We start from the raw sequence: 17,095 nt of genomic DNA on the forward strand, positions 1-17,095 counted from the left end.
CCCAATTGCATAGTGTGGTCGTCAACTACATAAAGTAGTCGTAGGTGACGCCCATTTTCCGTGCTTTTTCCATCCTTGGCGGCTCTACCCGTTTCAGGCGTTGCTCTGCGTAGGAGGTGGAGAGGATCTTTTCTGCTGTCCCCTTTGCCGCAGCTTCCAGGCCAGCCGCATTGTAAAGTGACCCGCGCACCTGAATGGTGGATTTCAACGCATCGATAAACTTGCGAAACACATCTGGCTCCGGCGGTGTTGCTGAGCGCCAGAACGTCTCCCAATCGCCCTGATGCGTCAGGCCGTCCATATCGTAAATTGTTGGCAGAATGCAGCAGGTGGGCACACCATATTCAAGCGCTTCAATGCCGGCAGAACTGTTGATGGTCAGCATCCCAAGGGATGGTTCAGCAAGTGCTTTGATCGTCTGCCCATGAATGAGCTGCGTTCGTTCTTCAACACCATGCTTCCGGCTGGCCTCAACAATTGCCCGAGACAGCTCCTTGAAGCGGTATTCAAGCGGATGGCTCTTGAGCAACAGCAATGTCCCCTCTGGTGCATTGCGGGCAAAAGAGGTGATGACCTTCTCAATGGCCTCATAAATGCTGGCAAAGGGAGAGTGATCCCGGATCTGAAAATCCCCATTCAGCTGCAAGGCAAAGAGATAATAAGGTGTGCCGCTTTGCTTCAACTGGTCCCAGATAACATCGGCTTCCTGCTTTCGGCGCTTGGCCTGTAGGCGAGCCTTGAGCCAGCCACCATAAACCTGCACACGAGATTCCGTGCGGTGATTGTGGTAATGCGGAAACTTGCGGGCATGAACTGCGTTGTAGAATGTGAAACCGAGCTCTTGCAGCACAATCTGCTTATAGCTGCCCGGATAAAGGACGGTGGACGTGTCATCCGCCTGCTGTGTCTCCAGCGCCATCAGGTCTTGCTTGTTCTGCGGGAAATGCGAAAGCGCAGAACAGCCACCATACTCGACTGTCATCCAATCCGGACGCAGATAGCCAAGCTCGGTTGCAATGATGGTGACGTCCAAGCGCTTGGCAACGCCGATGGCCACTTTATGGTAGTAGCGCCGGTCTCCATGAAGCAGAATATCAGTGACCCCATGCGCAACAATCAAGGCTTCCAGAAAAAGAGCCCAGTTCTCAGCAGGTTCAGAAAAATGGATGGCTTCTGTTTGCTCCCAGTCATGGACATCGCTGCCACAAAAATGGACCTTAAGCGTCTTTGCGCCCAGTTTCTCCAAATGGTGTGCAGTGCGGGCGTAGTATTTGGAAAGTGGACCTTGCAGCAGCAATATGCAGCGCTTGTTTTCTGAAGTCATTTGTCACTCCAGTAACAATTTTCCGGGATGGGAACGCCAGCAGCTTTGGCTTGCGCCAGACGCGGTGGCGTTTCAACAAACGCACCATGTCCGTTGACACCATCCTCCATCATACGTTTCACAAACTCTTGCGCCGCGATCTTCCGACCTTCGGGATTAAAAAAGCTTCCATGAACTTGAATGGTGTGCCCCATAAGCTTTTCCAGGTCGTGATAAAGGTCAGCATCCGGTAGAGCTGGTTCCCTCCAAAAGTCATCCAGAGACCGCTGGTCCGTCAATCCGGCAATATCATAGACAGCAATACCCATGGCTTTCACTGGTACGCCGCTTTTCAGTGCTTCCATGCCAACCGTGCTGTTCACCAACACGCACCCGCGCGAATGCCTGAGCAACTGATTTAGATTGCCACCATCAATAATGATTGTGCGCTCCAAGCAACCGAACTCTGCTGCAATTTCGCGAATGACCTTCGGCCAGTTCTCAACGTTGTTGTCAAACGGATGAAGCTTGAATACCAGTTTGCTCGCAGCTGAGGCGCTTTGCGAAAACGTGCTGTAAAGTTCACGAATGAAACCGGACAGATGCTTGTAGTGCGAATGATGCCTGATCTGATAATCGCCCTGCATTTGCATGGGAACGACAAAATACTCGGCCTGCTCTTTTATGAGCGTGTTGATTGCTTCTTCCGCTTCCTGCCCAAGCCGCTTCTGGCGCATCAGGCGCGGAATGTAGCTGAAATAGTCCCTGAACGGATGATAGTAGCGATCCCGCTGATAAAACGGGAACAGATACGGGAAGAAGATCGGAATCAGGTTGCAGATGACCTCATTGGTCGCCTCCTGCAAAAACGCATGCGGAAAACGGCTTGTAGCTGCCAGTTCCGGCAAGTCAGCGGCGCTTTGTCTAATCTGCGCCGGATCATTCGGGAAGTGCGAATACACTCCCATGCCACCACGCTCCAGCGTGATCCAATCCGGGCGCATATAGCCAAACTCATAGGCAAACGTGTTGATGCCCCGTTGCATGGCAACATCATGCGCTACCCGGTGATACGGTCGCCGATCCGCATAGTACAGAATGTCCGTGATGCCATTCTCATCAATCAACCGCTCCAGCTTGCTTTGCCAGTTCTTCAACCGCCCCCAATAAGCTTTCGCCCCCAACCCAACGCGAAAATACCAGTCACTGAGAGAAAAATTAACAATGGTGTACTTGACCTTGCGAGCTTCAAACTCTTCAACAAGCGCCCGACAAAAGGCAGAAGGGTGGGATTGTAGAATAAGAACTGATCGATCCACTAGAACATCCACACCCAGCTACTTAAGCTGATTTTCGCGATGCTGAGCAAGCGCTTCATCGACAGAGTCATACATAATCAACTCACCCTCATGCAACAGGCAAGCGGTATCGCAGAGTTTTTTTATCGTTCGTTCTGAATGAGAAATCATGATGATATTGGCGTGTTTAAGTTTGCTTTCGAATACTTCGTCGCATTTTCGTTTGAAACGCCGATCTCCAACGGCCGTGACCTCATCAATAAGATAGCACTCGAAATTGATCGCCATGCTAACTCCGAAAGCGAGGCGTGCCTTCATACCGCTAGAATAAGTCTGAATCGGAAGTGTCATCGAAGGGCCAAGCTCAGAGAAATCTTCAACAAATTCTACCATGCGCTCAGTGTCTTCACCGTACATTCGCGCCACGAAACGCACATTCTCAATACCAGTCATCTTTCCTGCAAAGCCGCCGCCAAATCCTAGAGGCCATGATATTTTCACGTTGCGCTTTATCCGACCACTATCAGGCAACTCTGCACCAGCGATTAGACGCATAAGTGTAGATTTGCCAGCTCCATTATGTCCTAAGATGCCGATGTTTTTGCCGGTTGGAAATCTAGTTGTGAGTTTGTTTAAAATTGTCTTAGTCACGCCTTTGAGGCGATAACTTTTATGGACCTCTTGAAATTCTATCATCTAATAGATTTCTTTCTATAGAGGCGCTCGCCAAAGAAGCCAATAAGCAGAAGTATTGTAGCGACAGTTAGAAGATAAGTTCTATCCAGAACAATACTATCATAATTCCCGTAGTAGCCTTCTCGAAACCACTCGATGCCATGAAGAACGGGATTCCATGACAATAACTTTACAATATCAGTCGGAAAATCACTAGGTACATAGAATATCCCAGAAAGAAAAAATAAAGGCCTGCTTATAATAGCTTCCAATTGCTTCCAGGTTGGCCACAATCTAAAAATGACTGCATTTGTTGCTCCGGCTCCTAACCCAAGTAACGTAAGCATGAAGAAAGCAATTCCACATTCTTCAACTCGAACAGGTATAGGTGCATCATTGAACAAAACTAATGTAGTAAAAAAAACAATGATTATCATGAAATATGTCAAGGTAATCAAAATGTACTTTGACAATAGAATGTCGGTTTCTTTGACTAGTGGGTAGCTCAACAGACCGCGACTAGAACTAATTGCCGTCATCAATGAATTTGATAACTTAGAATATGTCTGAAAAGGGAAAACACCCGTGGCAAAAAACAAAGCAAAACTTGTTCCGAATGCAGGGGCCCTTCCAACAGTAGAGAAAATAAAGACTAATACAAGAGTGCTTAGAGTCGGAGTGACAACTGCCCATAGGTATCCCAACTGGGTGTCGCCAAATGCGGTTCTAGTTTCTCGTAGAACTAATGCACCAATGACACGTACTTGAGTGGTGATAACGCCTTCCATATGCACTAACTATTTGAGATGGTCACGGATGGAATAAGCAATCACTATAGCAAGTGCCCAAACGGCGAGTAACCCAAGAAACAGAATGAGAGAATTGACCAAGCGCCTCGGATAAATTGCTTCTTGTGGTTTTGCTGGAGGATGAAAAACTGCAAGATATCGTTGCTGGCGATCTGCCTCCGCGCGCGAGCGTTCCAAACCAGCAAGTGCTGAAGTGTAGGCTTGTTGGGCAAACTCCTGCTCTACTACCAGTTCTTCGTAATTTGCCAATAGTGCGGATAGCGAGGAAAGACGATCTGATCCGCTAGCTAAAGGCTGAAGACGCGTCAGGTTTTTCCCGCTTATTTCATCCCGCTTATTTAATATTTGCTTAATTAAAACTTCTTCTTGTTTCCGCAACTGCCGGATTGTCGGGGAACTCTCATCAATAGTTCCAACAAGTGTTGCAAGTCGCGACCTAGTATCCAAGAGCTGCTTTTCTAGCCCAGCAATAAGCTCAATTTGAACTTCAGCATTTTTTGTCGGGTCAATTGAGCTTTCAGCGCTTCGAAAATCCTTTATTCGCCTACGGATCATCTTTAAGCGTAATTCTGCGCGGAGGACTTCCTCTTCAGCAAACTTTACTGCATCACGACGTGCACTCTGAGAAAGTGTGTTCACAAGTTCTGCCCCATAAGAAAGAACATGTGAAGCAATAAGCTCGCTCATCTCTGGTGAAAATGCTTGAACTTCTACCTCAATAATGCTCGAGGTATTATCAAAGCTCGTTGTAATCATACTTTGCCAATAGGCGACTAATTCCTCTATTGGTAGGTTTGGATCCAAACGATAGGCAAAATCTACATTATCCTTACTGAAGTGGCTAACAATACCGATATCTTTAGAGAGCTTTTCTACGACCTCTCTACCTTCCAGATAATCCATTAGAATAAAGGAGTCTGTAGTTGTCGTTCCTACACTGGCTAATCCAGTCAACGCTCCTAGGAAATCGCCCCCAGCGGATGTACCATCCATTCCACGAACTGAAAATCCTATCGACGATGCGTAGCGCTCAGAGGCAATAAGCAGAAAGTAAGTAGCACCTAATATACTAGGCAAAAGAACCATCAAAGCGAATGAAAGAGCTAACGCTCTTCGCCTCAGTTGTTGTGGTCTCAAACTTCGAAAGAAAACTTGTGATTCAGTGTCTCTTTTTTTCGTCTTATTTGATGTATCAATTGGCAGTGCGACGATTGAAGCTGCCTTTTTGGGTGAAGACTTAGATCTTGCAGGACGCTCGGCAGGTTTCGCTCTAGTAGAGTTTTCAGATTGCGCAATTTGATCTGGAGCGGATGCATCTGCACGACGAATCTTTGCAACTTTTGCGGTTGTCCCTTTTTCCATATTAGGTCTTCACCTTTTCAAATGTGCATATAATCGTCGAGGGAATGCCTATTTCAAACTCTCAGCATGATCATAATAGAACATAACATGACTATTCAGTTTGAGAAATATGCTTTGGTTTCGCTTTAGACACATGACGTGCGCTGTGTCTTATTGGCCTCAAACTCAGAACGTACGAGCTACTTTTCCAATCGCCAAAGTTCCGCTTAGAATTTTGACAAACTTATTTAACTCGGCCCCATAGGCGCTGGAAACATATACCACGTCTTTATCCCTTAACGTGAAGAGCTGCGCTTTGAAATAAGAGCGGGCATCGCGCATATTAAGTCGATAAATAACTGGAACACCGACGTTATTCACAATCTTATAATCTGAGCTCAACTTTGCAAGAATCTCTGGTTTCTCATAACGATAAACAAATAACCCTTTTGAGTCTGCAGATGCTTCGTCGAGACCACCAATACGGCCTAGTGCCTCAATAAGAGATACATTGGAGGCTTGAATTGGATATTCTCCAACCTTTGGTACTGCTCCAAAAGCTGTGAATGTCTGGGGGTCATGCGTGATGAAGACACGATCTCCTGGTCGCATATACACGTTTTCGTAGTTTTTCAGAAAGATGGTGCTCAACAGCTGCTTTGCCTGACGCTCATTACGCGTAATCGACACATAACTTTCTGTTGCAGGCAGTGAGTTTCCGCCAGCATTCGCGACAACATCGAGCAATCGCTTGCCATTCAGATCTAAGGGATATTGCCCAGGATTTTTAACAGCGCCATTTATGGTGACTAAACTGCTTGCGTTCTGTACAAGTGTTACAATTACTTGCGGATTATTTGCTTTGCGATCTAGCGCGACTTGGAGCGCTTCTTGAAGCCGCTCAACAGACTTCCCACGCGCATTTACCTTTCCTACATATGGTATAGTAATTGCGCCACTTTGGCTTACCACGAATGGGCCTAACTCCACACCTCCGGCTTGTCCTGTCGGTGTAAATAAACGATCAATGCCTTGTTCCCAAACGACAACAGAAACAGTGTCTCCAATGCCAACGATATGTTTTGGAGCCCATTTTTCACCCGTGAAAACTTTTGACAAACCATTAGGTTGATAGGCTGAAAGCACTGATACAACGGAATCGTCAAGATCAATGAGATGATAGTCGAAGGGATCCGCACGTCGATCAGAAGAACCAGCCTGAATCTCTGCAGACATAGGGCCAGCTGAAGGTAGTGCAGCGCAGCCAGCTAGGAGACCCAGCAAGGGTGTAATGACAGCAATGGATTTAAAGAAGTCTGAAAATACTTGGGTCGACCGTAACTTGGTCGAGTCGGGTAATAAATTCATAAATCTTCTATCCACTTTATTGCCGGATTAAAAATACGCATGTTAAAAACACCCAGCTCGAATGAAGAGATTAATACCTCAATCTGAGATAGATTTCAAATTTGTGATTGGAAAGGAGTTCAACTACCTGTTGTTTTCTCTGGAGAAAGTCACACTTTCTGGAAGTCCGTAGAAATCTAGGTTGCACGTTAACTATCTGTTTGCCAAAACATATGAAATACGCGTTGTGTGGAGCCCCTTTTTTATGTTTTCTCCGAGATCGATTCTCATCACAGGTGCCAGCTCCGGGTTGGGGAGAGCTTTGGCTACTTCTTATGCGGGTGAAGGCGTAACTCTTTGCTTGACTGGGAGAAATGAGGAGCGGCTGCTTGAGACTGTGCGCGAGGTTGAGCGGGTAGGGAGCAATGTACTCTGGAAAGCGCTTGATGTTTGTGATGCGGTGGCTCTTCAAAACTGGGTTGAAGAGTTAGAGCGGCACACATCTCTCGATTTGGTCATCTCTAATGCAGGCATCACAGGGTCACATGAGGTTGATGGCGCTGTCGAGACGGCAGAGACAGCACATGCTCAGATTGCGACTAACTTAGGGGGAGCTGTCAATGTTTTGACAGCGGTCGCACCATTTATGCAGCAGCGTAAATGTGGGCGAATTGCGTTGATCAGCTCGTTGGCAGGAATGCAACCGATATCTGATGGACCTGCATATGGGGCCTCAAAAGCTGGCGTGATCGCATATGGTGAAGCGATGCGGGACCATCTTTATAAGTGGGGGGTGTCGGTATCTGTGATTTGTCCGGGATATATTCTGACGCCGATGGCCGATCAGTTTAAAAGCTGGCGGCCTTATGAATACACGGCAGAGGAAGCTGCCTCTTCAATAATGAAAGCGATTGCACGGAAAAAGGCGTTTTACGCGTTCCCATGGCAGCTGGCGCTGAGTATTCGTATCGGAAAGCTGCTGCCCTGGAAACTGCGCAGATTGGCAAATCAGCGCTTTAATTATCAGCGCTGATTTAATTTCATATCACTAATTAAGCAGACATAACCTGTTGAATCGAAATAGGATTTCTATCGTAATTCGCTATTTCTTCGTTCACCAGTTCGATCGCCAGATCTAATTGCTCTTCAGTATGTTCTGACGTGATGAAGAAGCGCAGACGAGCTGATTTTTCTGGAACTGCCGGATAGATAATTGGCAATACATTGAGCCCGCGATCGAGCAGACGCGCAGCCAAAACAGTCGCCTTTAATGAATCACCCATCATGATCGGAACAACTGCACAGCCTTGGCTGACACCAGTATCTAGACCTACCGCCTGAGCCTTCTCAAGGAAATACTGCCCGTTTGACTGTGCTGCCTGTACCCGGTGAGGCTCTGCTTCCAGGAGGCGAATGGCTTCACAAACCGCTGCTGCGATTGGTGGGGCAATGCCGACACTGAACACGAAACCTGAGGCTGTGAGTTTGAGATAGTCAACCAAATCACTACAGCCAGCGATGTATCCGCCGCACCCTGCCAATGTCTTGGAGAATGTACCCATCCAAATATCGACATCTCTCGGGTCCACCTTGAAGTGCTCGGCGAGGCCGCGGCCTGTCTCTCCGAGAATGCCGATGGAGTGCGCCTCATCGACCATGAGCCAGGCACCGTATTTCTTTTTAATCTCAATCAGACGTGGAAGATCCGGATAGTCCCCATCCATTGAGTAAACGCCTTCAACCACGATCAGTGTACGCGGGTGTTTATGGGCGCGCAGCTCCAGAATGTTTTCTAAAGCCTCGAAATTGTTATGGGGGAAGGATTGCCGAACAGCACCAGAAAGCTTTGCTCCTGTGACGATGCTGTTGTGAATATAGCTGTCATGAATGATCAGATCATCCGGCTGCATCAATTGGCCGATGCTGGTGACGTTGGTTGCATGGCCACTGACAAAAGCAACAGAACTTTCAACGCCGTGCATCCAAGCAATGAGGTTTTCAAGCTCGGTATGGATTACACGCTCGCCAGCAACAACCCGGCTGGCACTGGCTGAAATGCCATAGTGGTCGACGGCTGTTTTGGCAGCTTCCTGGACCTTTTCATGCCCATTCAATCCCAGATAATCGTAGGAGGAGAAATTAAGGTAAGTTTCTCCGTCAATCAGTGTCGTTGCCCCGGCGCGTGCGTCATGCGCACGGAAAAAAGGATTGTTGATCTGCAACAGATCCGCCGCTGCTTTTTGAAGGCGAATTTCCTTAAATCCCGGAAGGTCCGCAAACTTTGGAGCGATTGCTTTATCAGCTTGAGGCTTGGCAGTCTTCTGCTTTGGAAGGGCAGACTTTGAGCGCCTGACAGCGCTCAAAGCATTCAACCGGTCATCTTTGCTTAGTTTTTTCTTGTCTGATTTGGCCATTAATTCAAAAGTCTTGCTGTTTTGTCCTGATGAGTATCTAGGATTTCGCGCACAGTTGATTTTTGAGCGTCATCCAGATCATCGGAAAGGTGTTGGCTGGCCAGAACGTTGTGAGACCCATCCTCAGCAGAAGCCTCTCCACCTTCGCGTTTGCGAAGTTTTTGAAGGATTTGCGCAGCAAAGTCATCCAAACACGTTCCGCCCGAAATAGATACCAGCGGAATCTCCAGATTGAAGCGTTTCTGAATTCCCATTCTCAGTTCAAGCCCCATCAAGGAGTCCATTCCAAACTCCGCAAGTGGGCGTTGATGAGAAATGTCCTCTGCTGGTAGGCGCAGGATGCGGCCAATTTCACCGGCAAGAATATGAGCGACAATCTCTTTGGCTTCTGTATCCGACTTGCCTTCAATGAGAGACAGAATATCGGTCGCACTGTCGCTGTCTCCATCCGTATCGCTGCGGCCAACGATTTCGCGGAAGAGCGGCTTGCTCAACAATGATAAAGATTGATGAGCTGCTGCCCATGCAAAACGGCCAATATGAACCACTGCACCTGGTGCGGACCCATCATCCTGCTCCATGGCAAGCTTGAGAATATCCAGACCCTCACGAGCCTTAATGGTTGCTTCACCCAGATGCCTGGAAAGCTTGTCGGAAACCTCAGCATTTCTGGCAAGGAAGCCCACATCGCCGATCGCACCCCAGCCGACAGCAATTGCAGGTTTGCCAGCTTTACGGCGGGCTCTTGCAAGTCCTTCGAGATATCCGTTGGCAGCGACGTAATGAGACTGGCCAGGGTTCCCGATCAGGGTGGTTGCAGAGGAGAACAGGATAAACTGGTCCAACTCGTCCTGACGTGTCAGCTCATCCAGCAGACTTGCACCTTGAATTTTTGGCTCAAGCACCTTGCGGAACCGCTTCTCGTCCAGCTGTTGGATAATGCCATCATCCAACACCATCGCAGCATGGGTGATGCTCTTGAGTGGTGCGGACTGGCGCAGTTCGCTCAGCAAGCCGTGAACTGCTGTTCTATCTGTGACATCGCAGCTCACCGCGGAGACAGTTACGCCTTTTTCCGCCAAGGTCTCAAACAGTTTTTCGTGTTGCTCGCTCACCTTTGCAGACCGGCTTGTGAGTGTAATACGCCGTGCGCCATTATCAGCCAACCAGCGGCAGATTTCCAAGCCAAAGCCACCAAGACCGCCGATCACCACATGATGACCATCCTGAGCAAATTTGAGAGAGGTACGCTCTTGCGGAACTTTAACTTCTTCAGGTTTTGGTGGCGTGATCAGGATCTTGCCGATGTGCCCGGACCGTTGCATGAGCCGGAAGGCATCCTGAACATTGCGACCCTCAAACACGCGGTGAGGCAATGGCGTGAAAGTACCGTCTTTGATCAGCTCAAAGACATCTTCAATGAGCTTGCGTGCCAGATCACTATCATGCAGCAGGATCTGATCCAGATCGATCCCAAAGTAAGAGACATTGCGACGGAACGGGCGCAAACCGATCTTGGTGTTTGCGTAATAGTCTCGTTTGCCAAGCTCAAGGAACCGGCCAAACGGGCGTACAATATTGATGCTTGCTTCCATCGCTTCGCCTGCAAGCGAGTTCAAGACTGAATGTACGCCTTTTCCATCAGTAAGTTCCATGACCTTGTCAGGGAACTGCAAACTGCGAGAATCAAGAATATGATCGGCACCGAGCAGACGAAGGATCTCTCGTTTTTCTTCAGACCCAGCGGTGGCAATGACCTTAGCGCCCACATGCTTTGCAATTTGTAGTGCTGCAAGACCAACGCCGCCTGCGCCACCGTGAATGAGAACCCATTGATCTTCTTTGAGTTCACCAAGATGGATGAGCGAGTAATAAGCAGTCAGGAATGCAACTGGATAAGTCGCAGCAGAGACAAGATCCTGACTTTGGTCCAGTTTCGCCACCGCAAATTTAGGACAGGTGACATAGGAAGAGTATCCACCAGACGTAAACGCAACTACTTTGTCACCAACGGACAGGTCGCCGGCATTCTCACCAGTACGTGTAACAGTACCTGAAATTTCCAGGCCAAGATTAGGTCCGCCATAACCGTCCTCAAGTGCTTCTTCTGGAAGCATGCCCAAAGTCCACATAACATCACGGAAGTTCAAGCCAGTCGCGGCGACTTTAATCTCAACGTGATCCTCAGATGGCTCAGTACGTTGCTGTCCACGCCAGTTCAGATGGTTGAGAGAACCTGCCTCTGAGAAGTTTAGTTCAACATTCTCTGCAGGTTTCCAGGTGGATTGGCCAAACCCGGATTTAACACGTGAAACTACTCGGCTTTTTTGCGGCTGATGGAGTTCATTCTCCATATTCTGATAGAAAACAGCCTCCAATATGTCGGAGGCAATGCCTTCGGCACCTTTTTCAATGCAAACATCAAGGGTAAGAGGTGTCAGTTCTGGAGCCTCATTGCCAAGAACACGTGCAAACGTCCAGGCTGCACTTTGTGCAGGAGCTTCAAGTTCAGCGTTATGACCGCTGCCACCTGGAGCAACAAGTGCGAGTTGACCGGCTAAACCTGGATAAGCCTTTACGAGGCCAACACAAGTTGCACAGCGCTTCATGACTTGGTCTACAGGGGCGTCACCGGCCTCTGCCAGACCATACAGATGGATGATGGTTTTGAGTTCAGCATCAAGGAAAGCAGAACCAGCAAGCGCGCACTTCCAACCGCTGGCTTCATTCAGGTCGAACTGCCCACTATCTGCATCTAGAAGCTTGATATTACAGGCTGCTAATCTCTCATCACTCTGTATAGCCTTCGCAATTTCCTGCTCCAGCTTTGAGTTACCTGCCAGAATGACCATGGCCTTGCTCTCAGGTAAATCGGCCGTTGGATCAAGCTGCTGACTTACGTCTACAGGTTTTGCAGTCGCATTCAGCAAAACAATTGATGCACCTTCTTTGAGTGCCTCAATTGCGATTGGAGCGTTGAACGATGTCGAGGTAAACTGATCCAGCCAGTCATTGCTTGTTTTCAGCGGGCCGACTGGATACTCGTCGGAAATTGAGCCGGCAAACCAGTCTTCAGACAGACCAAAAGTTACATCATGGAAAACATCTGAAAGCGGTTCGATCGCGAGGAACTGTCCGCCTTCTGTCAGTGATTGCCCGAGTTTTTCAAAGAGGTTTGCCTCGCTCTGACATGCTTCGTGAAGAAGGCCAGATGATACAATGACATCGAATGGTCCCTGTTCTAACGCAGCACCCCAAGTGTGATTACTATCCAGATTGCTCGTATCAAATACAGTGATGTTAGGTTCATCCAAAACACTGGCAGACAAACGCGCAGCGCTTTTGTGATTGCTGTCAGCGATCGAAACCTTTGTTACTTGGCTAGGGAGTATCTGTTGAATATCTTTGGCCAGATTCAGCCCTGAGCCGCTTAGATCCAGTACATGAAGCGGCGTGTCTGTGTCCCAGGTCGCAAGCGCGGTTCTAAGCCATTCAGAGATACTCTGGCTTCGTGTTTGTGCTTCCGGGGAGGAATACCAGTATTGCTCGAGCATCGCACTGGAATGTTCGAAGTCATCGCCCTCAAAACTATCAAGGTCAAGGCTATCGAGAACGAATTTGCGTGTGGTTGCAAGAATGGTTGCAGCGGCGATGTCTTGCGGGCTTTCTTCCAGCACACTCTCAACCAGAAGATCGAAATCAGGAAGCTCAAAATCGCTATTCAATTCAAAGCGATTTACCCCGCATTCCGTCGCTGCTCCAGCTTCCTGAAGGATCGTCAAAAGAGTGACGAAATACCGACGATGATTACTTGGTAAGTCCTCAACCGAAACAGTCTGTTCGCCATCCGCAAACTTTGAGATAATATCAAATGCTGTTCTTTGAGCCGCAGCATTGAGCAGCAGATAAGCTTCACGCTCAGCTTCATCTTCAACAGTACGGAACTTTTCAGCAACGTAGTCTTCAATTGCCGGGAAGTTATGGTTGAGTTTTGCAACTGTGGTCGCTGGGTTTCGCTGCAGCTCTGCTTCGACGCGATAGATCAGGTCAGACGGGTTATCTTTACGACCCAGTTCGGTTGCACGGAAGCGGCCACCAGAAATTGCAATAATGACGTTGTCATCTTCATCGAAAATCTGGAAGTCTGCTAAAATAGAGAGTTCAGAAGCACGTTTGACCTGAATGCGAACATAGGCTGGGGACGCGCCTGATTGATACTGGCGAACCTTATCAAAGAAAATTGGAACATACGCTTTTGGGCGACTGTTCTGGGATGTTGTCTCCCTGAACAGCGAGAGCAAGCCATGGAAACATCCATCAAGTTCAGCAGGATGAATGCCAAAGGAAGAAACCTGCTCGTCATGTTCAAGTGCAGACAGGTGGACGATGAATGTACCCTCATCTACCTGAGAGACATTTTGGGTGCGTTGGAAACGTGGCCCAAATTCAAGTCCGTATGTGAGTGCCGCTTTGTAAATCTCCTCACCTGTATTGATGAGTTGGGCCGCTTCAAAGTTGAGTTGAATGTTTGGTGCAGGGGTCTCCAGTTTTGCAACCCTGCCGACGGCATGCAGCGTCCAGTCATCTCCGCTCAGGCGCATGCGGCTGGAAATTTTAACAGTCCCTGTTTCCTCGGAGATTTCGGTTTGAACTTCGGTCAGATATTCGTCGCTCAATACGAGCGCCTGCAAAATATCCATAGATCGCAGTTCTACAGCGACACTTCCATAAAGAGCGGAACCGGCAGCAAGAGCCATTTCAACATAGCCAGCCCCAGGGAAAATCATTTGTCCGTTAATGACGTGATCTTCTAGAAATGGAACCGTGAAGCGGTCTAGATGAGTGGTCCAGACGTTATAGGTGGCATTCGGACGCCAACCTAAAAGCGGATGATCTCCACCCCTGAAAATGCCCATATTGGCCTCACCACTGTTTTCAAAGCGGAAGCTTTTATTTTGCCAGGGGAGAGGGAGCAGATTAACGGGTTCATCCGGGTTCTTGCTGAAGAGTTTATCCGTATCAACATTGATGCCTGCAACAAAAGCACGGGCGACGAGATTGATAATTGGGTCTGTTCCACCAAGTTGCTCGTTCGAAAGGCTGGAAAGTACAGATCCTTTTCCGCCTTTTTCAGCAGCGACCTGGCGTAGATAACTTTGCAGGATTGGTTTTGGACCAATCTCGATGATCGTTTCAGCGCCAAGATCAAGAGCGGTTGCAACGGCCTTGGAGAACAATACTGGCTTGCGAAGGTTCCGCCACCAATAGTCCGCATTGAGGTCCTTGCCATCTGAGACTGCCCCAGAAACGGTCGAGATAAATGGCACCTGCGCAGACTTGGCAGTCACAGTCCCGACTGCATTACGGAATGGATGTTCAACGGGCTCAATTAGCTGGCTGTGGAAGGGGTAATTCAGCGCGACTTTTCTAAAGGCGACATGGTTGGCCCGTGCAAACTTCGCAAACCCGTCTATGTCTTCTTTTGTGCCAGATAAGCTGACGGATTTCGGACTGTTCTCCGCGGCAACTTCAAGGGAGCCAAATCCACTTTTGGAGATGAGTTGACGAGCCTCATCAGCAGGGAGAACAAGTGCTGCCATGGTTCCGTGGCCCGCGACGACTTCCTGTTCTGCTGAACGGTGATAGACCAGCGCTACAGCAGCGTCCAGCGTGAGGGCGCCCGCGACATGTGCTGCAGCAACTTCGCCGATACTGTGACCTAGAACCATGTCTGGTTTTAATGCGTAGTCCTCAAGCGCCTGACAAAGAGCAACCTGAACCGCAAACAGCAATGGCTGTGCAATGCTCGTTTTTTTCAGCGCATCGTCAAGTGTCTCGCTGAGCAGTTCGGTTTTTAGAGACCAGCCAGAAAGGTTTGTGAAGAGCTCATCAACCTTCTCAAAAGCAATCTTGAAGGTCTGGTTGGCAGCATAGGCGTCGCGACCCATACCAGCCCACTGTGCTCCGTTGCCAGAAAACGCGAAAGCGCACTTGCCTGGGCTTGTCGCTTTATTGGAGTAAATGACGTTTGCATTCTTCTGACCTGATGCAAAGTCTGACAAGGTATTTTTAAGAGCCTCGACATCAGTCCCAGAAAACACTGCTTTTTCCGGAAAAATCCGTTTGCGATGAAAGGCCGCCGCACAAATCTTCTGGTTGCTTTGCTCTGTCAGAACCCCATCACGCGCATAACCACTTGCAAGCTCAACCAGTGCTTCCTTTGTCGGTGCTGATAAGAACAATGAGCTTACGGTTTTTGGCTGAGTGAGTTGCTCGACATTATCTGTCTTTAACTCCGGATCTTTGAGAATGACGTGTGCGTTCGTTCCGCCAAAGCCAAACGAGTTCACTCCGGCATATCTCGGGCTCTCACTCCGTGGTAGCTCTACACCTTCGCTCGCGACATGAATGTTGAGAGCATCAAAGTCAATGTCTGGGTTTGGCTCGTTAAAGTGAAGACTTGCCGGGAAATGATCGTTCTGAAGTGCCAGTACAGACTTCGCTAGACCTACAAGTCCTGAAGCCGGTTCCAGATGGCCTACATTGGTTTTAACTGAGCCGATAGGAAGCGGTGCGCGTCGCTTCTGCGCAATCGTACGACCGATTGATCCGGCTTCTGCCGGATCACCAACGCGGGTTCCTGTGCCATGAGCTTCGACAAATGCAAGCTGATTGGGATCAATTCCGTGTGCCTTGTAGACACGGTCGAGAAGATTTGCCTGCTCGACATCCGATGGAAGCGACATACCCACGGTACGACCATCAGAGTTTACGTCAACTGCGACGATATCCGCATGAGACCGTTGACCTTTCCAGCGCGGCGCGTCTTTTCTTTTGATGACAAGTGCAACGCCACCTTCAGAGCGTACATAACCATTACCACCCGCATCGAAAGCTTTGCATTGCCCATCAGGAGACAGCATAGTTGCCTGCGCGAAACCTACGAAAGGAAAAGGGCTGGCAAGCACGTTGACACCTGCGACAATGGCACAGTCAATTCTGCCGGAGTTCAACGCACGGTAGGCTTCGTGGAGCGCGACCAGAGAAGACGAGCAAGCGGTGTCGACAGTAAAACTTGGGCCTTTAAGGTCGAATATATAAGAGAGGCGGTTTGAGATAATAGAAAGCGTATTGCCAGTCATAAAATGACCGGTTGCTACATTAGGGTCGAACAGGCTTTCGTTGGCATAATCAAGCGCAGATGCCCCAACATAGACGCCCACATGATCACCAGCTATGGTATCTGGCGATATGCCTGCGTCCTCAATCGCTTCCCAGGTGAGCTGCAGCAAAATACGCTGCTGAGGATCCATTTGCTCTGCTTCTCGGGGAGAAATGCCAAAAGCTGTAGGATCAAAGTCCCACAAATTATCTAGGACACCCGCTTTAAAAGTATACGCTTTGCCGGGTTCTGAAATTCGTGGATGCAGATATCTGAAGTGCGACCAACGATCAGCAGGGATTTCGGAAATGCTATTCTGTCCTGATTTCAGCAAATGCCATAGTGCTTCTTTATTTGAAGCTCCGGGTACACGAACTGAAAGGCCTACAATTTCCAACACGCAGCAAAACTCACTCAAACAGGGGATAGCATCTAGATTTGTGATGCCTGCATTTAAACTTAAAGTTCCATATATAACCTAGACGCGAATGTACTTTCAAAAAAGAACGCATCAACAGATATTTTGATATCACTTGATGTAGGGGAGGAGATTTCGTTTCTCCAAACTAAGTGGTTAGTTTAATTGTGTTGAATTTTATAAAAATATGAACTTCTATGTTGCTTAAGGAGTGCATGGTATGTGTTTGTTTTAAATGTTTTTTGATGTAGTTTTATTTTTTAGTTTCTTTTCTCGTGTCAGGATAACTGTTCTGACTTCAGTTATACTTTTGAATGCGAAGTCGAGA

The 17,095-nt window shown here is 48.4% G+C and carries 9 protein-coding genes; 1 reads left to right on the forward strand and 8 read right to left on the reverse strand.

Annotated features, from left to right (window positions below; genetic code table 11):
- Nucleotides 1-25: 25 nt before the first annotated feature.
- The 6 genes from PsW64_RS06155 to PsW64_RS06180 form a co-directional block, all read right to left on the reverse strand.
- Entirely contained in the window at nucleotides 26-1,324 is a 1,299-nt protein-coding gene (locus PsW64_RS06155; protein ID WP_063303036.1) for a capsular biosynthesis protein, read from the reverse strand.
- Complete coding sequence (locus PsW64_RS06160) at nucleotides 1,321-2,622, reverse strand: capsule biosynthesis protein (RefSeq protein WP_208980594.1); 1,302 nt, start codon at nucleotides 2,620-2,622, stop codon at nucleotides 1,321-1,323. Before PsW64_RS06160 ends, PsW64_RS06155 begins: the two co-directional genes overlap by 4 nt.
- 18 nt (nucleotides 2,623-2,640) lie before the next feature.
- Nucleotides 2,641-3,297 (reverse strand): ABC transporter ATP-binding protein, encoded by a 657-nt coding sequence (locus PsW64_RS06165; RefSeq protein WP_063303037.1) that lies wholly within the window; start codon nucleotides 3,295-3,297, stop codon nucleotides 2,641-2,643.
- Complete coding sequence (locus PsW64_RS06170; protein ID WP_063303038.1) at nucleotides 3,294-4,064, reverse strand: ABC transporter permease; 771 nt, start codon at nucleotides 4,062-4,064, stop codon at nucleotides 3,294-3,296. Before PsW64_RS06170 ends, PsW64_RS06165 begins: the two co-directional genes overlap by 4 nt.
- 9 nt (nucleotides 4,065-4,073) lie before the next feature.
- Nucleotides 4,074-5,447, reverse strand: a complete 1,374-nt coding sequence (locus PsW64_RS06175; protein ID WP_063303039.1) for a hypothetical protein — start codon at nucleotides 5,445-5,447, stop codon at nucleotides 4,074-4,076.
- Between the two features lie 165 nt (nucleotides 5,448-5,612).
- Nucleotides 5,613-6,794 (reverse strand): polysaccharide biosynthesis/export family protein, encoded by a 1,182-nt coding sequence (locus PsW64_RS06180; RefSeq protein WP_082831027.1) that lies wholly within the window; start codon nucleotides 6,792-6,794, stop codon nucleotides 5,613-5,615.
- Nucleotides 6,795-7,038: 244 nt separating this feature from the next.
- Here PsW64_RS06180 and PsW64_RS06185 point away from each other — a divergent pair, with 244 nt between their 5' ends.
- Nucleotides 7,039-7,806 (forward strand): SDR family NAD(P)-dependent oxidoreductase, encoded by a 768-nt coding sequence (locus PsW64_RS06185; RefSeq protein WP_063303041.1) that lies wholly within the window; start codon nucleotides 7,039-7,041, stop codon nucleotides 7,804-7,806.
- 19 nt (nucleotides 7,807-7,825) lie between these two features.
- On the opposite strand, the gene PsW64_RS06190 is transcribed toward PsW64_RS06185, so the two are convergent.
- Both PsW64_RS06190 and PsW64_RS06195 read right to left on the reverse strand, forming a co-directional pair.
- Entirely contained in the window at nucleotides 7,826-9,187 is a 1,362-nt protein-coding gene (locus PsW64_RS06190) for an aminotransferase class I/II-fold pyridoxal phosphate-dependent enzyme (protein ID WP_063303042.1), read from the reverse strand.
- Entirely contained in the window at nucleotides 9,187-16,749 is a 7,563-nt protein-coding gene (locus PsW64_RS06195) for a type I polyketide synthase (RefSeq protein ID WP_063303043.1), read from the reverse strand. The genes PsW64_RS06190 and PsW64_RS06195 overlap by 1 nt, the downstream gene beginning before the upstream one ends.
- Between the last annotated feature and the right edge of the window lie 346 nt (nucleotides 16,750-17,095).

Source organism: Pseudovibrio sp. W64, from assembly GCF_001623145.1.
Classification (GTDB): domain Bacteria; phylum Pseudomonadota; class Alphaproteobacteria; order Rhizobiales; family Stappiaceae; genus Pseudovibrio.